General features: G+C 54.0%; 14 protein-coding genes. 1 reads left to right on the top strand and 13 read right to left on the bottom strand.

All coding sequences use genetic code 11. The features are described 5' to 3' along the window. Positions 1-8: 8 nt before the first annotated feature. From porD to PORAS_RS02620, 4 genes are all read right to left on the bottom strand, one after another. Positions 9-893 carry a type IX secretion system protein PorD gene (gene porD / locus PORAS_RS02635; protein ID WP_044211221.1) on the bottom strand — a complete coding sequence of 295 codons (885 nt, stop codon included), beginning with the start codon at positions 891-893 and terminating at the stop codon, positions 9-11. 223 nt (positions 894-1,116) lie between these two features. Next, positions 1,117-2,346: a bifunctional phosphopantothenoylcysteine decarboxylase/phosphopantothenate--cysteine ligase CoaBC gene (gene coaBC / locus PORAS_RS02630; RefSeq protein WP_013760086.1), complete on the bottom strand. Its 1,230-nt coding sequence runs from the start codon at positions 2,344-2,346 to the stop codon at positions 1,117-1,119. Positions 2,347-2,373: 27 nt separating this feature from the next. After that, the gene (locus PORAS_RS02625; protein ID WP_013760085.1) at positions 2,374-3,141 is read right to left on the bottom strand and encodes a 3'-5' exonuclease; all 768 of its coding nucleotides are present in this window, start codon (positions 3,139-3,141) and stop codon (positions 2,374-2,376) included. Positions 3,142-3,161: 20 nt separating this feature from the next. Then, positions 3,162-4,370 (bottom strand): DNA polymerase III subunit beta, encoded by a 1,209-nt coding sequence (locus PORAS_RS02620; protein WP_004331684.1) that lies wholly within the window; start codon positions 4,368-4,370, stop codon positions 3,162-3,164. A gap of 316 nt (positions 4,371-4,686) precedes the next feature. Here PORAS_RS02620 and PORAS_RS02615 point away from each other — a divergent pair, with 316 nt between their 5' ends. Beyond that, positions 4,687-5,886 carry a saccharopine dehydrogenase family protein gene (locus PORAS_RS02615; RefSeq protein ID WP_004331682.1) on the top strand — a complete coding sequence of 400 codons (1,200 nt, stop codon included), beginning with the start codon at positions 4,687-4,689 and terminating at the stop codon, positions 5,884-5,886. Between the two features lie 76 nt (positions 5,887-5,962). On the opposite strand, the gene PORAS_RS02610 is transcribed toward PORAS_RS02615, so the two are convergent. The 9 genes from PORAS_RS02610 to PORAS_RS02570 form a co-directional block, all read right to left on the bottom strand. Then, complete coding sequence (locus PORAS_RS02610) at positions 5,963-8,005, bottom strand: alpha amylase C-terminal domain-containing protein (protein WP_013760084.1); 2,043 nt, start codon at positions 8,003-8,005, stop codon at positions 5,963-5,965. A gap of 2 nt (positions 8,006-8,007) precedes the next feature. Then, positions 8,008-10,395 carry a cation:proton antiporter gene (locus PORAS_RS02605; RefSeq protein ID WP_013760083.1) on the bottom strand — a complete coding sequence of 796 codons (2,388 nt, stop codon included), beginning with the start codon at positions 10,393-10,395 and terminating at the stop codon, positions 8,008-8,010. A gap of 792 nt (positions 10,396-11,187) precedes the next feature. Continuing rightward, entirely contained in the window at positions 11,188-13,239 is a 2,052-nt protein-coding gene (locus PORAS_RS02600) for a putative porin (RefSeq protein ID WP_013760082.1), read from the bottom strand. Beyond that, the gene (locus tag PORAS_RS02595) at positions 13,236-13,673 is read right to left on the bottom strand and encodes a Rieske (2Fe-2S) protein (protein WP_155811460.1); all 438 of its coding nucleotides are present in this window, start codon (positions 13,671-13,673) and stop codon (positions 13,236-13,238) included. The genes PORAS_RS02600 and PORAS_RS02595 overlap by 4 nt, the downstream gene beginning before the upstream one ends. A 56-nt stretch (positions 13,674-13,729) precedes the next feature. Continuing rightward, positions 13,730-14,152 (bottom strand): hypothetical protein, encoded by a 423-nt coding sequence (locus PORAS_RS02590; RefSeq protein WP_013760080.1) that lies wholly within the window; start codon positions 14,150-14,152, stop codon positions 13,730-13,732. A 35-nt stretch (positions 14,153-14,187) separates the two neighbouring features. Further along, on the bottom strand, positions 14,188-14,844 hold the full coding sequence (pyrE, locus tag PORAS_RS02585) for an orotate phosphoribosyltransferase (protein WP_013760079.1): 657 nt from the start codon (positions 14,842-14,844) through the stop codon (positions 14,188-14,190). 274 nt (positions 14,845-15,118) lie between these two features. Then, entirely contained in the window at positions 15,119-18,760 is a 3,642-nt protein-coding gene (locus PORAS_RS02580) for a fimbrial protein (RefSeq protein ID WP_044211216.1), read from the bottom strand. Between the two features lie 213 nt (positions 18,761-18,973). Beyond that, entirely contained in the window at positions 18,974-19,876 is a 903-nt protein-coding gene (locus PORAS_RS02575; RefSeq protein WP_013760077.1) for a FimB/Mfa2 family fimbrial subunit, read from the bottom strand. Between the two features lie 205 nt (positions 19,877-20,081). After that, a complete protein-coding gene (locus tag PORAS_RS02570) occupies positions 20,082-21,191 on the bottom strand; it encodes a hypothetical protein (RefSeq protein WP_013760076.1) in 1,110 nt (369 codons plus the stop codon). Positions 21,192-21,346 lie beyond the last annotated feature (155 nt).

Genomic DNA, 21,346 nt, shown 5'->3' with positions numbered 1-21,346 from the left:
AGGTCTAGTTACTTCTTCAGGGCTGAGAGCTTGCTATCTTCCGTTGGATAGATCTTCGAGAGCGTCTTGTAAGCTGCCATACGGCTCTCCTGTGGAGCGCCCTCGACTAGAAGGGGTAGCTCGTCTAGCTTGGTCTGTGCGAAGATCTGGAGGAGCGGCGACAAACTATTGGCCTGCCAGGTCTCCTCAAGGAGGGAGAGCTGCTCTAATATGTTGGTATAGCCACGACGTAAGTTGCTCGTGAGGAGGTCTAGTCCCTGGCGATGGTACTGATACCAGTAGTTGCGCCACGGCTGGTGCGCCGGATCATTATAAGCTTGGCTGATAGCGTATCGGTTGTTGTCGCTGGCGTAAGCTTTCCAGCCCGACCAGTCCATCATCTGCTGAGCTGTCGCCACCAGTTGCTGCATCTGTCGCGCAGCGTAGTCGCCCCCGAGAGGCGCAAAGGAGTCAAAGTCTAGAGCTAAGATGAGATAAGCGTAGAAAGCGACCGTCGCCACCAAGTTGTTGTCAATCTGTGTGGGCGCATAGACGAGTGGCTGGTAGGGAGCGTACTGGAAGTTTAGCTCACGATCTAGATGTACCAGCAGCGGGGTCGTATAGGAGGCTCCGTAGACGGGGCGCTGTGCGGATATACTTAGCTCTGCCGTGTAGAGACCGTCGTCAGAGACGCTCACGAGGTTCAGACCCCAGGCGCACTCGATCCGCTCCATTGGCGAGAAAGTGGCGTTCGTCCATCGCGTCTGATTGATCATCTCGGTCAATTGCTGGGTCAAGTCGGACACGATCGCCTGATCGGCGGACGAGCCGAGACGATCCACGTTGACCGTGACACGCGCATTCAGTTCCTGCGCTTGGCTCTGCTGCGCAGGAAGCCAGAGGAGTAGTGCCACTAAGAGACTGTTGCATAAAAGCGAATCGCGGCGTTGCTTTCGGGATTCGGCTTCGGTCACATACGGATGTATGCTCCCTTCAGACCTCACCCTCAGCGCCTTGCGCTTCATCCTTTCTGCAAAGTCAGGACAATCTTGCAAGCAAGATTGTGAGCCTGTTGACCTTTGCAACAGTCTCACTAAGGCTAGGAAAAAGCGCTTCATCTGATCAAGCTTCATAAGACTAAACGAGCTGTGTACGATGCTTGAGCACGAAGTCTACGATCTGCTCCGCCACGACCGCCTTGCTCTCTAGCGGTAGGTCGCACCGAGCACCCGCTTTGTCTAGGATTAGCACCTTATTGGTCGGAACTCCAAAGCCCGCGCCCGCATCGCTTGTCGAGTTAAGCACGATCGCATCGAGATGCTTGTTGTGTAGCTTGCCCTCGGCTGCGGAGGTGTCCACAGAGGTCTCCAGGGCAAAGCCTACTAAGTACTGTCCTGCACGGCGCTGCGCCCCAAGAGTCGCGGCTATGTCGGGATTTTGCGTCAGCGTGAGCTGCATCCGCTCCCCGCCACGACGCTCCTTCTTGATCTTCCCTGACACACGCTCCTCGGGTCGGTAGTCAGCCACCGCTGCTGCGAAGATCGCTATCGAGCTACGCCCGAAGGTCTCCTGAGCAGCCGCCAGCATCTCTTCGGCTGTCATCACGGGATGTACGACAATGTGCGGATTGGTGGGACGAAGATGCGTTGGCCCTAAGACCAAATGCACCTCGGCGCCTTGACATGCCAAAGCTTCCGCCAGTGAGATGCCCATCAGTCCCGACGAGTGGTTGCCTATGAAACGCACATCGTCGATCGGTTCGTAGGTAGGCCCAGCTGTGATGGTGACGCACTCCCCTGCTAAGGGCAGCTTCTCCGTTGTAGCGGTGAGCATTGCGACCGCCTGCTCTAAGATCTCCTCCGGCTCCTGCATACGTCCCCGCCCTGTCAGTCCACTAGCGAGGAATCCCTCAGCGGGCAACGCTTGTGCCACACCATCTTGTGCCAATATCTCCAGATTGCGAGCGGTCGTCGGGTGAGACCACATGTCCAGATCCATCGCTGGAGCGATCAGCACAGGAGCGCGCATCGCTAGGTAAGTGGTCACGAGGATATTGTCGGCAATGCCGTGCGCCATCTTGCCAATCGTGCTAGCCGTGGCGGGAGCTATGATCATCAGATCGGGCCAAGTGCCCAGCGTCACGTGACTATGCCACGAACCGTCACGACGATCGAAGAAGTCTGAGACCACCGCATGCTGCGAGAGCGTGGCAAGCGTCAGTGGCGTGATGAACTCCTTTGCCGCGGGCGTCATAACCACCTGCACTTCGGCACCCTCCTTGATCAGCAGGCGTACGAGCGAGGCACTCTTGTAGGCAGCTATCCCGCCGGTGATCCCTACGACTATATGCTTGTTCTGTAAGCGCATGGCTATCTATCGTGTGGCGTGACGGCTCTAAGGCTTCATCTGCTCCTTGATCAGGAGGAACTGACGCTTCGTGTCTCGTGAGAAGTCCGCTTGCAGTAGCCAACTGAGGTAGCCAGGCTCTTCTCGCAAGACTGTCTCGACAGAGCGCCCCTTGTGCTTGCCAAAGTTAAAGACTGGCACATCGTTATCGTCTAGCACAATGCGCCCAGCGAGGTCTACATTGCGATGATAAGTGGTCAGATCAGACAGCTCCTTGACACTATGTGGCAGTGCATCGCCATACTTATCCAGCTGAGCCAGTAGCACATCGAGCGTAGCGATCGTGTCCGCCTCGGCACCATGCGCTCCGATATGCTCACGATGACAGTAGAAGCGCACAGCCCCCTCAAGCGTCCGTGGCTCCATCTTGTGAAAGATCGTCTGCACGTCTATGTGCTGCCTAGAGAGCAAATCCACCTCCACACCAGCACGGAGGAACTCCTCCCCCAGCATCGGCAGGTCAAAGCGCTGCGAGTTGTAGCCCGCCAGGTCGCACCCATCGATCAGCTCCGCTAAGCTCTTAGCACAAGCTCTAAAGGGAGGACAGTCACGCACATCTTCATCCGTGATACCATGTATCGCTGTGCTCTCGGCTGGGATAGGCATCTCTGGGTTGAAGCGTCGTGTCCGTACGATCCGCTCCCCATCAGGCATCAGCTTGAGTATCGTTAGCTCGATGATACGGTCATTCGTAATATCCAGTCCCGTAGCCTCTATGTCAAAGACCACTAGCGGACGATCCAATTGTAGCGTCATAACTTATCGATTCGGTGTTCTTAGATACGTACGGGAGCTGTGATACCTCTCAGGTCTGTTTGGTCAGCCACCTTGGTCGGTGTGATCATGATCGGCTGCGTAGCATTGGTAATGTGTAGCTGCAAGCTCTCCGCATTGAACGCCTTGAGGAACTTGATGAAGGTGTTCGTCTTGAAGGTGATCTGCATCCCCTCCATTTGCTCGGGATAGTCCACGGGGATACGCTCCTCGACATCGACTCCAGGCGTATTAGCGCCCTGTGCGTAGAAGCCTCCCTTCATCACCATCGCATGCTCCTCGAAGGTGATACAGAGCAAGCTTGAGTCGGCACCTAGCCCCACAATATTGCTCAGATAGTTGACACGAGTCGTGGCTCGCTGCAAGACTTGACCGTCGATCTCGATCATATAGGTCATCGCGTCGGGGAGTAACCCGTTGTAGTTGGGGAAGTCCAGCACACTCACCTGCGAGACCACATTATAAGTGCCGAAGCGCACCTCTACCTGCTTATTGTTGAAGACAACGAGTGCCTCCTCATTGGCAAAGTTCGGGAGGATAGACTGTAGGAAGCTAGAGACCTTGATCGGGAGCGTGAAGCTAGGATCCCTCAGCGAAGCTTGTGCTACCTCGTCCTCCTTCTCGACGATCCGCGCATCGTAGTCTATGTAGCGTACGAGCTGCACATTGTCCGTTGCGCAGAGCTCTAGACGATCCGTGAGCATGACGAAGTGCACGCCATGTAGCTGCTCACGCGACGTGTCGGGATAGGCAGCCGGCAGGACAGCCGAGATACCAGCCAAGAGACTAGAGCTATTCATACTCATCATAGCAGCCCCCTCGGTATCCTCTGGAGACTCTCTAGAGACGTAGAGATCCGCATCGCCGATGGGTATGTCTAGGTACCCTGTCGAGTGGATCAGGTGGATAAACCGTGCACCCTCCTCCGTCGTCTGCATCTCCATCGTCAGTGGCTGCACAGGCAGCGACTTGATATAGTCCAGTAGCGGCGTGGGAGCTATCAGGAAGCGCATCTCACCATCACACTCTAGTGGAGCTATCACACCAGTCGAGCGCATCATCGTATCTCCTCCCGTCACGGAGATCCGCTCAGGAGTCACCTCAAAAAGGTAGTTGGCCAGCGCTGGCATAGAGACATTGCTCGCAGGGACTAGGCGCCCCACATTTTGCAAGAGCGTGGAGAGCTCGTTGCTATTGACGGTAAACTTCATATATGATTCCTATCTGCTGATTATACCACAAAGATAATAAAAACTCTCCCCACGACAAAGGGGAAGCTGGAGTTGAGAGGTTAGAAGTTAGAGATTAGAAGTTAGAGGTTAGAGATCCGATCACTCAGATGGCTCCGATAGTTCCGATCTCTAACTTCTAACCTCTAACTTCTAACCTCTAATCTCTAACCTCTAACTTCTTTTTCGTATCTTTAGCAAGACAAAGTAGCGACGACGCATGAGCAGCCGCAAAGGATTGCCAGCGTAGCTACCTTATACCTCATGAATCTCTAACGCTTTTAACTATACAACCTCTATGACAAGAGTGATCATCATCGGAGCTGGTGGCGTAGGCACCGTAGTAGCTCACAAGGTGGCTCAGAATGCTGAGACCTTTACTGACATTATGCTGGCGAGCCGCACTAAGTCTAAGTGTGACGCTATCGCAGCACAGATACAAAACGTCAAGATCCAGACCGCACAGGTGGATGCGGACGACGTAGAGCAGCTTGTGAAGCTCTTCGAGAGCTTCCGCCCAGATATCTGCATCAACGTAGCACTCCCCTACCAAGATCTCACCATCATGGAGGCGTGTCTCAAGGCAGGCGTCAACTACCTCGACACGGCAAACTACGAGCCTCTCGACGAGGCTAAGTATCAGTACAGCTGGCAGTGGGCATACCACGACCGCTTTAAGGAAGCTGGACTGACCGCCGTCCTAGGGTGTGGCTTTGACCCTGGCGTGACCAGTATCTTCACCGCTTACGCTGCCAAGCATCACTTTGACGAGATACACGACCTCGACATCGTAGACTGCAACGGAGGTGACCACCACAAGGCGTTTGCGACCAACTTCAACCCAGAGATCAATATCCGTGAGATCACCCAAAAGGGTAAGTACTACCACAAGGGCGAGTGGATCGAGACGGAGCCTCAGGAGATACATCGTCCGCTGCACTACCCCGGCATCGGCGTACGCGAGTCTTACCTACTCTACCATGAGGAGCTGGAGTCGCTTGTCAAGCACTTCCCCACGATACGTAGGGCGCGCTTCTGGATGACCTTCGGAGAGGAGTATCTCAAGTACCTCGAGGTGATCCAAAACATCGGTATGGCTAGCATCGAGCCGATCAACTACAACGGCCAGGAGATCGTGCCGATCCAATTCCTCAAGGCTGTCCTACCCAATCCTAAGGAGCTGGGCGAGAACTATACGGGCGAGACCTCTATCGGCTGCCGTATCCGTGGTGTCAAGGATGGCAAGGAGCGTACCTACTATATATGGAACAACTGCTCTCACCAAGCAGCTTACCGGGAGACCGGCACGCAGGGTGTCAGCTACACGACGGGTGTACCCGCTACGACGGGCGCTCTGATGCTCGCCAAGGGACTGTGGGGTGGCGCTGGCGTCTTCAACGTCGAGCAGTTTGACCCAGATCCTTTCCTCGAGGAGGTAGCTCGTCAGGGACTGCCCTGGCATGAGTCCTTTGACATCGACATCGAGTTCGAGAAGTAAAGCTCATATCTAAGCAAAACAAAGGCGCATAGCTCTTCGTGAACTATGCGCCTTTGCTGTTTTTACAAAAGGGCTGTTACGGCTTGTGGCTGTAGACTTGCGCTGAGCGGGAGGGCAGATAGAGTCGTAGCTCGGTGCCACCCTCGGCGGTGGTGCGGGTGTGATGCGTGACACTGGCATCGATACGTCCGAAGCCTCCGCAGGCGACCGCATCGCTGTCGAGGAGTAGCATATACTGTCCCGCGGGCACGCCCTCTATGGGATAGTCGACGTAGCTCTCCGTGGGGCTAAAGTTGAAGGCAAAGAGGTAGCCGTCACCCCGCATGAAGACGATAACCTGTCGCTCCGTGTGACTGTGGTAGCAGTAGTCCGAGAGCTCTGCAAAGCGGGGCGTCAAGCTACAGAGCGAGAGCATCCCTTTGTCAAAGTGCGCTAGCTGCTTGTAGCGCAGTAAGTCATTGTCCCGCAGTGACCACTGACGACGAGCGTACTGGTAAGAGTAACCATTGCCCTCACGAGGGAAGTCAATCCACTCGGGGTGACCAAACTCATTGCCCATAAAGGTGAGATAACCGCCACACATCGTGGCGAAGGTCATCAGACGGATCATATTGCAGAGCGCTATGCCACGCATCACCCGATCGTTGTAGTCGCTCTGCTGCATATGCCAGTACATATCGCTGTCGATGAGTCGGAAGATGATGGTCTTGTCTCCGACGAGTGCCTGATCATGGCTCTCAGCGTAGGAGATCGTTCGCTCCGTAGGACGGTGATTGCGCAGTTCGTACCACATATTCTCCGGATTCCACGCTTCGTCGGGCTGCTCTTTGATCAGCTTGATCCAGTAGTCTGGCACATTCATCGCCAGTCGGTAGTCAAAGCCGTACCCATCGGAGGCTTGGCTCTCGCACAGTCCCGGCAGTCCGCTCACCTCCTCGGCGATGGTAGTCGCTGCGGGCTTGACAGCGTGGATCAGCTCGTTGGCGAGCGTCAGATAGGTCAGCGCATCTCGGTCTACATGGCCATTATAGTAGTCCTCATAGGTGAGGAAAGGTCTCCCCAAGCCGTGATCCTCGTAAAGCATTGAGGTGACCCCGTCGAAGCGGAAGCCATCGAAGCCATACTCCGTGAGCCAGTAGTGGCAATTGGAGAGGAGGTAGTGGACCACCTCGCCAGGGCCGTAATCAAAGCAGAGCGAGTCCCACTGCGGGTGCTCCCCTCGGCTCCCCTCGTGAAAGAAGAGCGTCCGCGTGCCGTCGTAGCGAGCCAAGCCCTCAGCTTCGTTGCGCACGGCATGCGAGTGAACTAAGTCCATAATGACGTAAAGGCCCAAAGCGTGCGCCTCATCGACCAGGCGCTTGAGGTCGTCGGGCGTACCGAAGCGACTGGACGGAGCAAAGAAGTTGGAGACGTGATAGCCGTACGAACCGTAGTACGGGTGCTCCTGCACCGCCATGATCTGGAGCGTGTTGTAGCCCGCCGAGACGATGTAGGGCAGTCGCTCCGTGCGAAACTGCTCGTAGCTCGCCACGCCCATCTCCTCGCCACTCATCCCTATGTGGCACTCATAGATGAGCAAGGTGTCGGGACGTTCAGGTGCTGGCGCCTGCATCAGGTAAGGCTCTTCGGGTGCCCAGACTCGAGCGCAGAAGCTGTAGTCACGCGGATCCTGCACCACATAATGTGCGTAAGCGGGGATACGCTCTAGCTCCTCATCGTCGGTGCAGATAAGGAGCTTGTAGTAGTCCAGATGGTGCAGCGCTGTGGCGGGTAGCTTGAGGAGCCACTCACCTGGCCGCTCCTCATTAGCAACATATCGATAGATCGGATCTTGACGCCACTGGTTAGCGTCGCAAAGTAGGTAGACTGCCTTAGCTGCTGGCGCATATTCACGCAGTGTCCACCCCGACTCTGTGCGATGCAGCCCAAAGTAAAGGTGTCCACACGCCCAGCTCGAGAGGCTCTGCGAGCCGACAAGCAGCTGCCGACGCGCTGCGATATAGCTTTGCCACGCAGCGATCGTCTCATAGTAGGGCGCGAGCCACGGGTCTTGCTGTGCCCAGAGCGGTGTGATCTGCTTTGGCTTCACTTGGCGAGGAGTGCCTTTCTCACGTTTCATCGTTAAGATACTTTACCAAGATAAGAGACGGCTCCCGTAGTAGGACGATGTATCGTCGGCAACTCGATGGTCGCCTCGTCAATGTCTAGAATGAGGTAAGAGGGCAACTGCTGGAGTAGCTCTTGCTGTGCTGGCGTGAGGGCTGCCCACGCATCGTAAGCAATGAGCGCGAAGTCGTAAGCACTCAGATCGACCTGCTCAGCAAAGGTCTCTCGGCTCCACGACACACGATCCGTCAGCTCTGTCTCAGGCTTGGCGAGATGTGACGAGAGCGGCATCAGCGTGATCGGGCTATCGGCACGCTCTGACACCTGCTCGGCAACGAGTAGTAGCTCCCGATCCTCAGGTCGCTGCATCAGCACGAGCGGATGCGCTATCGGGGTCTGACCATTGTCCACATAGATACCGACCGAGCAAGGCGCTTCATGAGCAAAGGTGGCGATAATCTCCTCAAAGGAGTGCGAGCTCTGCTCTTTCTTCGCTTGACGACGGCGACCAGTCACAACTTTCCACCGACGGGTGAGCTTATCGCTATAAGCGACCAGGTCGCGATCTTTCTTGTCTTGTGAGAGGTTGACACTCGCCCCGAGGAGCAGCAGGTTGCTCTGGATATGATTAGCGTGCGAGAGAACCGCCTCAGGGACCGACTCCGCGATCTCATACTTACGCTCCACGGAGAGGTCTAGCTGCTTGGCCATCTCCATCGGCGCGGCAAAGCTACTGGCATAGTAGTGATCCGCATCGATCGTGCTAATGTCTGTATCGGTGGTAACGTGCATCAGCGTACAAGCTACCTGTGGAGAGGTGCCGCCACAGAGCCTATGGAAGAACTCAAGGAGCGTGACGCCCGTCTCGGCACGACCGAAGGAGATGAGCACTTGACCTGTCGCATGCTCCAAGCTCTGCGGTGTTTTCTTCTTCTTGAGGAGCCAGTCGATCAGCTGCAGCGTCGGAGCGGTCATGATCGTCGTCACGAGTGTCATCATCACGAGGATCGTAAAGAGGACCGTCGAGAGGACTCCTAGGTCGAGTCCGATACGCAGTACAACCAGCTCCATCAGCCCTCGGGTGTTCATATAAGCACCTAGATAAAGGCTTTCGCGACTTTGTATGCCGCAGCTTCGCGCTGCTAAGTAGGTGCCGCCCATTTTGCCGACAACCGCCACGAGTGTGAAGATCCCAAAGAGGCCCCACAGCTGAGGCGTATTGACCAAGCCCAGCTCCGTGCGCAATCCTGAGCTAACGAAGAAAAGTGGCAGGAGGAGCAAGAGGGCAAGGTCCTCGACTTTCTCCTTGACAATCACTCGGAAGTCTAGGTTCTCTGGCATGATAAGCCCCAGCATGAAGGCTCCAAAGAGGGCGTGCATACTCATGATTTCGGTGAAGTAGGCGCTCGCCATGAGGAGGATGAAGATGAGCCCCATGAGCGACTTGGAGAGTACCTCACGATGTCTCACACGTCGCCCGAGGAGTCCGAAGAGTGGTCGCAAAATACCAAAGATGACCGCCAAGTAGAGCGCCAGGAAGAGCATATTGTAGAGGGCACTCGTGAAGCTCCCCCCTTGGCTGACCGCCATAATGGCCGCCAGCATAAGCCACGCCACGATGTCTCCCATGGCTGCGGTCGAGAGCGCCAAGCGTCCTAGGTGACTATGCGAGAGCGAGCGCTCCTGGATGATACGCGCCAAGACAGGGAAGGCGGTGATGCTGAGCGAGATGCCCACAAAGAGGGCGAGCGACAAGAAGCTGCTCCCCTCGCTCAGCAGCTCTGGGCGACTGTAAAGGCTATAAGTGAGGATGATGCCCAGGATAAAGGGAAAGATGATCCCCGACTGACTGATGATGAAAGCTTGCTGCGCCTGCCCCTTGAGGTCTTTCATACGCAGCTCCATACCTATGGTAAACATAAAGAGGATCAGTCCGAACTGACTGAGTAGCTCTAGATTGCCCAAGCTGTGTACAGGGAAGAGCGTCTCCATCGCTTCAGGCCATACGGCTCCCAGCAAGCTCGGACCGAGCAGTATACCAGCAAGGATCTCCCCAATGACCGTCGGCTGTCGCAGCCGTGCGAAGAGCCACCCCACGACACGCACCACGAGCAGGATGACGACCAACTGGATCAGCAGCAGCCCTATGTCTGAGGCGGCATGAGCGCGCACCGAAGCGACAAACGATTGCCACGGTGAAGCCTCTCCCGCAGGCGAAAGGGTCGCAGCCCCCTGGGGAAGTTCGCTTAGGGACTCAGTCGTAGCTACAGGAGCCGTGACGAGAGCCTCCGAGGAGCCACTCATAGCTTGGTCAGTAGCAGCGACCCACCACAAGAGCGCCACAAAGATGATCATTAGCCCGCCGTAGAGCCACCACGCTTGCTGTCGTTGTTGTGTATTCATTCAGGGTACACCTATTTCGTTATGCAGTCAATGTAGCGACGAGACCACACCTGCAGTCTCCGTCTTGTGGGACAAAGATACGAAATCACAACTGTCCGATGAGGGTTTCCTCCCTTGGAACCAAAAAGTTCCTCCGTTGACTTTGGCTAATTTCTATTTTGAGGTGCTGGAAGAAATGTAGGCTGACGTATTCTAATCATCTGAGACGATAAAAAAGAATATCCACGTGGGGATTCTCAATTCTCCACGTGGATATTTTTTATTCTCCACGTAGGGACGAAACGATTCCTCCGAAGTTTCATTTGATTCCTCCGAAGTTTCATGTCTTCCCTACGTAGGCATTTTTAATTTGCCACGTGGATATTTGAGAATTTCCACGTGGAGATCTACCCCTTCTAAGGGAAAATCGTATCGGGCTCTAAGAGATTCTGTCGACCGCATATCAGTGCGATCCCCTTTCAGCACCTCAAAATAGAACTTAGCTGAGATTTTAGAATTCCTCCCTAGGAACTTTTTTAGTTTCAACGGAGGAACCAACTTTGGACCTCGTATGTACTACGAGGAAAGCACGATACAAAGCAGTTCGCTGTATCAATGCGACACGAGTAGCGAAATGTAGGGGCGGACCTATGTGTCCGCCCGTTCTCGTTGAAGCGCAGTATGACCTGTGGGCGGACACGCAGGTCCGCCCCTACAACGAGTTACTCCTCTCGTTTTGACACAACGGGCGCACAGATCGTGCGTCCCTACAGGAGTCGTCTTGCTTGTTCAGCAACAGACGCCCCCAGCGTACTACTTGTTTAGATCGAGCGAGACACCGAGGCGGACAGCGGGCGGATTGATTGGGTAGTGCGCTGCGGAGAAGCGCTCCGAGGGAGAGATAAAGAGATCGCCGAGGTTGTAGTACTCGACAAAGAAGCGCGCCCGCTTGAGCTGAAAGCTGACGAAAGCATTCAAGTGGGGGAAGTTGCCATACTTCGTTTCCGTCTGATTGACAAACTGCATGACAGCAGGCTCATAGTAAGGCGCGTAGTATCGTGTATGCCAGCGACAGTCCACGCCCAGCATGATGCGTAAGACACGAGCGTAAAAGAAGTCTGTGTAGAGCGCCCCGTAGAGACTCAGCGTAGGCAGGGGTATCACCTCCTGACGTGTGGAGAGCTGGTAGAGAGCTTGTAGTCTCCAGGCGAGCCAGCCCCACTTGTAGCCGTGCTGCAGGCGTGCCGAGAGGATCTGTATCGGGTCAGCACACTGTTCGACGATCCCTTGCGAAGTCCAGTAGAGCTGGTTCTGCAGGGTGGCGGTCTCGACACTCAGCGAAGTGCCTAGTTTGTCGAGTGTGAGTCGCCCACCGAAGGCTAGCCGACGCTCATAGCCGAAGTCTCTGTCCCAGCGGTGGAAGGTGCCGTGGAAGTGCCGTATGAAGTAGTCCGGGCGGCGATTCTCAAAGTTGCCCCAGGCACGCAATCCTACGGGGAAGCTCCAGAGACGGAACGAAGTGCTGATACCGCCTTGCGCCAGTATGGAGCCGATGTTTTCGCCTAGGAGGGTACTCTCGAGCTGTGCATCGAAGTTGAGCAAGTGTCCCGAGGTACGTGCTATGCGTCCCCCCACGACCACGTCCATGGTGCTGTGCCCAGGTCGCTCCTGATAGAGCGAGTCGGGGTTGTAGTAGTATTTGTTTTCCAGTCGCACATAAGCCTCTAGACCAAACTTGACCCACGATCTGAAACCTTCACGGAGCGAGAGGACGAAGCTATTGTCCAGCTGCCACCGTCGGGTACTATCCTCGGGCAAGACGTAGAGCGAGTCAAGCGCCCCCGAGGGACCTTTGTGCATATAGGAGTAGTGGTTGGGGTACTGGTCCCAGGAGGTTTGGTTGCGGTTCACATACTGGTGAACGCCTTGTCTGAAGCTCAAGATATGCCCCACACTAGCTATCGGCACAAAGCGCATCGTATCGGCTTCGGTGCGGCGCTCGCCAAAGATAGTCAGCGAGTCGCTAGCACTGCGAGGCCGATAGGAGCCGAAGTTGTAGCGATGCGAGAGGAAGAAGTGAGCATCGTCGATACCGTTCCAGACGTGCTCTGCCTGACGAACGGGTATCTCGTGACTCTCTAGATTGCGCCTGCCGGAGTTGCCCCGTGTAGGATCATTGACATAGGCATCCTCGAGGATACCGCCATTCTCCGTGATACGTGCGAAGTTGCCCCCGCCCGTGAGGTACGCCTCGTAGCGGTCTAGGGTCAGCGTCGCAAAGAGCCGATAGTCACAGCCCTTGGTGCGATTGCCTATGTAGTAGCCTGGCGAGTAGGTGTAGTTGAAGTCGGCTCCCATCGCTATCCGCTTGCTGAGGTTGAAGGCGATCGTTGCGTCAAACTGCTCTTCGCGTCTCTGGGCATCTCCATTGCGCTGATAGAAGAGCTTGGAGAAAGGGGTCTTCGTGCGATAGAAAAGCCTATTAGACTCGTCCCATACGAAGCCCGAGAGCGTCTGATCGTAGAGGAATCGATGCTGCGGACGCCATCGGTTGAAGTAGTCCATGTCAACCCACGGAGAGCGCAAGTTGCCTAGGTAAGCCATCACGATGGAGCGACTCTCTGCTTTGACCTGATCGTGAAAGAGCGTGCTGAGCGTGTCGGGACGTGCTGCATAGAGCGCTCCCGTGTAGGGGTTGATCAGATAGCTGTGGAGCGTCTCGCCACGATAGATGAGTTCGTTAGGATCTTTGTCAAAGGCTGGCAGCGGTATGTCGTAATCGTAGCGCGACTGCGCCCTAACGACTGTCGCCAAGAGACTCCACAAGACGAGGAGGCTGAGAAGGTATCGGACTAGCTTGCTCATAGCTCAGGTGCAGTGATCAGTATACCCCCATCGATGGGCAGTACACGGTAAGGCAGGAGGGGGCTTTGAGCAGGCCCTTGAACAGGCGTTCCCCCGCCATAGACGATGCTAAAGCGACTATGACACTTCGGACAGACCGCCTCAAGCTTCTCATTGACCATCAGTGAATTCGTAGGGTCCAGCTCCTTAGGGCAAGCGAGGTCGTAGGCGTAGTAGTAATCGGCCATGCCACTACCGGCGAAGCCGTGAATGACCAGGATGCCTCCGAAGCCGATGGCTGAGGTTGCTGTGGAGGGCTTGGTGATGCGCAGGTACCCCCCGACGGGTATGAGCGCCCTCCCCTCGGCACTGGCGAAGTATATCGGATAGTGTATAGGACGCAGGGGCGTGGCGTACTGCACCTCACCTTGACACCCCAGTAGTAGGAGCGTCATGAGCGGTAAAAGCATTATGCGGGTACGCTGCATCCTTGTCCTGACTTAGCTTTAGACTATGCGTCGTAGCGCATCTGCCCCAGCATATTGGCAATGTACTGCACCGCCTCCTCTAGGTGGGGCTGTACCATGCCAGCAACAAAGGGATTGAGCTTAGCATCTAGTGAGATGACTAAGGTGCTACCTCCAGCTTCTTGGGGAGTCAGTCGTATGGAGACATTGGCGGGCATCATATCGTGCTCGATCTGATAGCGCACCTCCTCGGTGGGGATACGCTCCGAGACAACAAGCGCGAGATTTGCCGGGAATTTCATCACCTGCGCCTGCACCTCGCAGCGATCGCTACTGAGTGAGGAGACCGTGACTTGCTTCTCCTCGAGAAGCTGTTGTACCTCCTCGAGATTGGTCAAGTCGCTGATCTTACAATAGATCGCCTCGCAACTATATGTAGAGGCGACGGGTTGGCTTTGTATCGTCATAGGAATGGGATGTGTAAGCTAAGATGTCGTAAATGCTAGCGTCCCCACTGACTCGGGTTCTCGCGCCACTGAGCAAGCATCTCTAGGTCATGCTCAGAGACGTAACCAGCAGAGACCGCTTGGCGAATTACTTCGTTGTAATCGGTCAGGGTGCGCATCTCTACGCCTGCCTTGGCGAAGAGATCCTCGGCCTCAGCGAAGCCATGCGTATAGACCGCCATGAGTCCCTCGACCTGCGCGCCTGCTGCTTGCAGTGCCTCGACAGCCTTCATACTGCTGCCGCCCGTAGAGATCAGATCCTCGATGACTACGACACGAGCTCCCTCGGGTAGATAGCCCTCGATGAGGTTTTGCTTGCCATGATCCTTAGCCGAGGAGCGTACATAGACGAAGGGCAGCCCCAGCTCGTCTGCAACCAAGGCTCCCCACGAGATAGCACCCGTGGCAACACCAGCCACCACCTCAGCATCTGGGTAACGGTCGCTCACCTGAAGTGCAAAGGCCTGCTTGATATAGCTGCGATGCTCGGGGTAAGAGAGCGTCTTGCGGTTGTCACAGTAAATAGGGCTAAGCCACCCAGAAGCCCACGTAAAGGGTGCGTCTGGACGCAGCTCGACAGCCTGGATAGCGAGCAAACGATGAGCTACCGACTGCGCGATAGTACACTGCTGATCTGAAACTTTTGATGTCATAAGAGGATAAGTATCTTAGATATGCCACAAAGGTACGAATTTAGAGGTTAGAAGTTAGCGGTTAGCCCTCAATTCCACAAGTATCTAACCTCTAATTTCGATTTGACAGCCCCGCTCCATCGTAACGAGCGAGGGGGCGCTGCCTGCGAATGTGCAGGCGGCGCCCCCTCGGGTCGTTTGTCGTCACAGCGTGCCTCGGTTAGCGGAGCGGGGTGACGTTGTGTCGGCACGGCGTGCCCGCAGTTAGCGGGCGGTGCCGTGACGGACGGTGCGGTTAGCGACGACGTTGAAAGAAGCCTTCCTCTGTAAACGCCTTGTAATCCAACTCATTTTCATTCACACGGCAACGCACCGGTATAGCCGCCGACGGATTCGTACTCGTACCCCTCAACATATTATAGTTCATTATCCTTGTACTATAATCATATTGAATTCCGGGATTAATATCCCGCACGTTAATACGGGTGGATACGGAGTATGCAGAATATTTATCAGTATCCTTTATCCATTCAAGCTTACGGCTATCCCCTTGTGGAAAGCAACCAGAAGCCGCGGGATAGAAGCCTCGTGAATCCGCATAATTGGATTCGAGCCCTACTGCAGGCACCTTCCATCCGTAAGGAGAGGGGTCGAAAGGTGTTTTAATAGTTTTATTCTTGCATATCCGACGCGATACTTCCATATAGGTGGTCACAGCAGTTGTTCCTTGCCAAGCCGTATTACCAGCTTCGTTACGGAACTCCCAAGGACCCCACTCCATCGAATTAGAGAATGAACTATCAAAGAAGCCCATACCGGAAGGGTCTCGCACAAAGTCCTTCATACGCCAGAAACGTTTTAGGTCACTCATCTCAAAGAGAGTCTGCATGTTGTGTTGGGGCAAACGCTTAATCCTCTTTTGGTATGATATTGTTGATTTTTGCATTGCTGGGTTGTCAAAAATCAGGTTTGTATTCTGGTACAACTTAACACCCTCACCCGAAGCCTTATTGTAAGGATGGAACGGATCTTTACGACCAAACTGATAGTACATACCGGCTTGGTTGGGGTCATAAATAGGACTTTTGTCCGTTTTCTGATAACGTGCCCCCAAGTTCCTATTCATAAAGGGCAGCGGTGACTTTGATCCTTGTAACGGTTCCCAAGGATAGTTATCCACTACCCAAATATGCCAACTCCATAAGATTTCACCGTCATTGCCTGGACGTCTCACCACGAGCACAGCACTCCCTATGTCATCTGAATTGGGATCTACGGCCACAGACATATAGTTTCTTTTTCCGAAGCCTTCAATCTGAACCTTCTTGAATGTTAATCCAGGTCCCCCTCCGGTATGGTCGATAGTAGACCAAAGACAGTCAATTTCCCAATTATCATCAGTGGCTTCCAAACGCGTCAACCTTGAAGCTTCGTCAGCTAAATATTTATTGATTACGTTTTTATCGAATCCATTGACATCCCCTGAAGCACCATTCGCACGTTGCTTTACGGTTGCCTCCATAACATCTTCAAACTGCTCATACCACTCAGCAGCTTTTAGAATCTGCTCCGAAACCGGAATCAAAATGGGTAGTTTAGCTCCCCTCTTGATAATGTAGCAGTTAGCCGTAGGCTGAATAATACTAGAAGCGAGGAGAATTGTAAATTGCTTTGTTTCAAATGTCTTTTGTGGATCTGTAGGTACAATGTTGAAAGTAATCTTCGCAATAGTTACATCTCCAGGAGTAATACCGGTTTCCCCGAATGTATAGTCGTAGGGAGTAAAACTAATGCGATCTCCAGAAAGGTGTCCCACACTTTCATGCACTAGTTTATTGGAACGTGCATTCCAACCCTTTACCACTTTATCTTGGAAACTCTGTATATCATTCGGGCTCGTTTGTATAGACGTAATAATCAGCTGGTAGGGAGCATTTGCTTTGATGTAGAAGCTTTGCTCTCTGTTGTCCAACACGTAGCCATTTTCAGTAGAATTGATCATGTTCAAATGCAAATCTCCAAATCTATAGGGAATGGCGTTATATACCTGCAGCATAACGGTTAGGTCTGCATTGGCGGCCCTTCCGTCCAAGTCGGCTATGAAGCGTGCCGCCGCAATAAGATTAAACGTCTCCTCGTCAATGCGACTTTCATCGGGCGTAATTTTATAAACGGCCTTTCCGGAAACAGAGCCATCGTCTGTTCGCTCCCATAAGAATTGAGAACCCGCATCGGTTACACGGCGTTCTAAGTTAGCTCCGGGCGTGTACTCAACTTCAACTATTTTGGTTTCGCCCTTTTTAATCTCTAGCAGATTGGTGGGTACACGCTTCCCACCCACTTGCTCGTAGAGCCTGATATAGACGGCTATTTCATTGGATTGGTTGATTTTGAGGGGCCACTTGATGCGACCGGCCTGGACGAAGAGCTCTGTGGGAGCGATGGTGCGAGGGGCACCCGGGTTGGCGAGGACGTTGACCGTACTGGTCATGTCTTCGTTGACTAACTTCTGACTGCCCGTGGGAGAGATGTATGCCCACTTGTCAGTACCCTGCAGATCTGTGGCAGCCTTAGGCCACTCCTTGCCGTCCTTGTCGACGATCTTGTAGCCCTCGGGCCAGTTGGTACGCACGGTAAAGGGTTCGTTGCCCTCACTCCTACCAAAATCGAACTTATCCTTGGAGACCGCTAGGTAGTACTGTCCGTCGTAAACGATCTTGTCGATGTCGGCATCGTCCCATACGAGACAGTCGTAAGCGATGTTGACCGGCTCGGTGATGAGCGCCTCCTCGGGGCTGTTTGTACCAGGACCAGCTACCTTGGTGATGTTGAAGCGGTAGCGGTAGTTACGCAAGATGTCTAGCTGCTCGGTGGTCTTCTTGCCAGAAGCGTCTTCCTCAGTACGTATGAAGTCGACACGGTAGTAAGTCTGCTTGCCACTCTTATTATAGTCTCCACCGATGACGAGGCAGATGCGCTGAGCCTTTGTCTTGGTCTTGTTCTCAATCTCGGGGATGTAGATGTTACGTACATAACTCTTGGCATCTTTTGCGGCAGCGGTGAAGACGAGCGGATTAGCATCGGCAGCAGTGGCGACATCAGCGGGTGTATGGGGCAGTGCGTTGCGACGCCCATTGTCAAAGTTGAAAGCGGTCTCCTGCGTACCTGCTACGTACATAGAGGTGGCGTAGCGGTAGACGCGTACCGACATGATCTTGAAGTCTGTGCCACCTGCAACGGGCTTCTCGCTGGAGGGATCCGCTTCAAAGTTGACGCCGACGTCGACACGAGCTAGCGCACGAACGAGGTGGATGACCCCATCGTTGTTTCTGTTCTGAGTGGCATTACCATAAGCGAGCTTGGTGCAGCTGTTGAACTTGGTGGTGGGTTTGACGGGCTGCTTGTCGCTCTCACCCCACATAGGGATGGGTTGCGAGCCGTCGGTCTTCCAGCCTTGCTGTGTGAAGGGCTTCTTCATTCCATCATTGTTCTCAAGAATGGTCTTCTTGGCAGTGCCCACGGTGAGAATGCCATCGGGAACGTTGTGGTTGGCGATACAGACGATGCGCATCGGCTTCTCCGTAGCTAGGAGCTTACAGACGATACGCGTGACGCCCTCAGCATCGGGTGTCAAGTTGGTCGTGGTGACTTGTGCCTCGTAGGCAAAGGTCTCCTGATCCTCGGCGAGGTCATTGTCTGAAGCGTCTTTGGTGTTGAAGACTAATACTCGTACGCTTTTGACTTCGCTCTCCTGCTGTAGGGTGAGCTGACGGAGGGAGGTCTCTAGTGCTGGCACTTTGAGTGCGAACTCGAGCTCGACCTCATCGCCCTCAGTGATGCAGTCGCTCACGTTGCGGTCGGCGACGCACCCTGCGGTGAGCAGAGCGAGCAGCAAGCCGCTAATGATATGAATGGTATATGTAGTCAGACGTGTCATATAGCTATTGTGTTTTTTGCGAATTGGGGAGGAGGGATCGTGTAACCCGCTGTAGGGGCGGACCTGCGTGTCCGCCCACAAGGCATACAGTGCTTCAACGGGGACGGGCGGACACATAGGTCCGCCCCTACAAAGGGTTACTCGTTTTGCTTTGATGCAACGGACAAAGGGTTACTCGTCTCTCTAATCTCTAACTTCTAATCTCTAATTTCTCTATTTATATTTGTCAGGACGGATGTTGATGCTACCCCATACGAATGGGTTAATCGTTATATCTAGTGCGCCTGTGAAGGTAATCAGTAGGGGGAGGTTGGCCTCTTGAAGCTTGTCGAAGGAGATGCCTTGGCTCTTGAGGTAGTCGGTGAGTGCAATGCGTCGTATCTCTTTGCCGGTCTGGCTGTCGGTGAGTCGCAGCACGGGCGCCTCGGCATCGGTGAAGCGGAAGAGGTCGAAGCGTGCGCGATACATGTCGTCACGCTCGGAGTGCCCCATATAGGGGACGAATGGTTTGTGAGCATCGGGCAAAGGTATGCCAGCGGGGTGCTCGACGAAGGTGTAGTGCGTACCGCCCGATAGGATCTCTACCTGTGGCGCCCCTGCACCGGGGTGGAATGTGTCATAACCCTTGATGACTACATCTAGCCCTATATGAGCCGATGAGAAGGGTACGGTGTACTCGCCTTGCAGTGTGTTGCGCAGGTCGAGCAAAAGCTCAGCACGGTAGAGTGAGTCGGTGCCTCGGTAGATGCCTTTGTCGTCAGGCAAGGCTGTGATGTCTGCCTCCGCGAGTCTGTCGGAGTGAGCTATCTGCGAGTGGTCGGAGACGTTGCCCCAAGCGATAACTCGGTACTGAGCGAATGTCAAGACGGGCAGCTGAATCCCCTCGGCTAGGTCTCGACGTGTGAGTCGCTGCGTATAGCATACCGCTCCAGACTCATCATATATGTATAGCTGTCCATCCCGTATATAGTTGGGTACGACGTTTTCGCTGCCGTCTGCATTGTAGACGAAGCGCAGTCGTGGCTCGGGACACTTGCTCAGATCCTCATAAACGCATGAGGAGAGTAGCGCCATGAGTAGCACCGTGAGGGGAAGTAGTAGTACTTTCTTTGCCATTGGAGGTAGCGGAGCTGGGATGAATAGAAGTTAGAGATTAGAGCTTCTCTAGTGGGTCTCGTCTCTTGTGAATCTCTAGTGCTTCTAGTGAAGGTAGTGAGTAGTGAAGGTAGTGTCGCTAGCGTGGCTCCGCCCGCTGTGGAGCGAGAGCCACGCCGCGATACTATGCTTGGAGACGTACGTTAAGTCTCCGCCTTAGGCGTGATTACTTCTTGTAACCACCGTTGACGTCAGGCTTGATGTTGACAGCCGTCCACGTCCAAGACTTAACCTTGACAACGAGGATGTGCTGTCCTTCCTGCTCAGGATCTGGAGTATCAGGACCAGTTGGGTTGCCTTCGTCATCAGTTGTGAAGTCCTTGGTTAGCTCCTGAAGATCAAGCTTGTAGATCTTACCAGCCTCAAAGCTTGTGATCTTGCTATTATCCGTATCTTGGAACTTAACCATCGTGACATAGCGAGTCTGTGCAGTTGCAGGATAACCCTTAGCAACATCTGTGTTATACTCTACCGTGAGTCGGAGGATGATGTGGTCATAGAACTTGTCGCCAGCAGCCTCACCCTTCTTGATAGGGAAGAGCTGGTAACCAGCGACCTTGCTCTTAGCCTTGAATGAAGCCTGGTCTGCGATTACATCACACATATTTGCATGAGGATCTGTCTCGAACTTACCATCCTTACCAGCGCAGTAAACACGATCACCAGCGCGAGTGGGGAGGTAGTTGTTGATGTAAACCTGCTCTACCTTGATAGACTTGTAAGCAGACTTACCAGAAGCATTCTCTGGGAATTTGCCAGAGTTTCCAGCCTCGATGTCACCAGCGACCTCAACACGTGAGAAAGCAGGTACAGGCTGTAGCTCTACGGTGTAAACGGTGTTCTTACCCTCTACACCTGGAGTTACAGTTGTCTCAGGAGCTGTTAGAGGTATCTCCGTAGTGAACTTATCAGCCTTGCCCTGCCATGCAGTAATCTCAGTATCGTTAGTAATCTCAGCGTTAGCCTTGACGATAGAGACCTGCTTAACAACCTCACCAACGGTGATTCTCGTTCCCTTAGTAAGATTCTTAGCCTCCTCAATCTGCGTAGGAGTAAGATTAATCTCACGACCGCTAGGGAAGAGCTTGATCGTCACATTCTCAGTGATGTTCGTCTCTGTACCGCCAGCGACTTCACCCTCAATAGCGCGAAGCTGAGAGTCGTTGATACGGAGACTGAGGGCAGAAGCCTCAGCGCTTGGCTCATTGCTCTTGTTCTTACAAGAGAAGAGCGCTAGTGCCATCAGGGCGATGGCGGCCATCTTCATGTACTTCATAAAGTTTGATTAGTTGATTAAAGTGAATATTCTGTTTGATGATTTGTCTAGTGTGGTGGGAGAAGGAGCGATTTGTAGGGGCGGACCTATGTGTCCGCCCGTTCTCGTCAGAGCGTTGTTTGCCATATGGGCGGACACGCAGGTCCGCCCCTACA

Origin of the sequence: Porphyromonas asaccharolytica DSM 20707 (assembly GCF_000212375.1) — a bacterium.
GTDB lineage: Bacteria > Bacteroidota > Bacteroidia > Bacteroidales > Porphyromonadaceae > Porphyromonas > Porphyromonas asaccharolytica.
The sequence above is the reverse complement of the archived record's forward strand: the minus strand, read 5'-3'. Positions and strand labels throughout refer to the sequence as shown.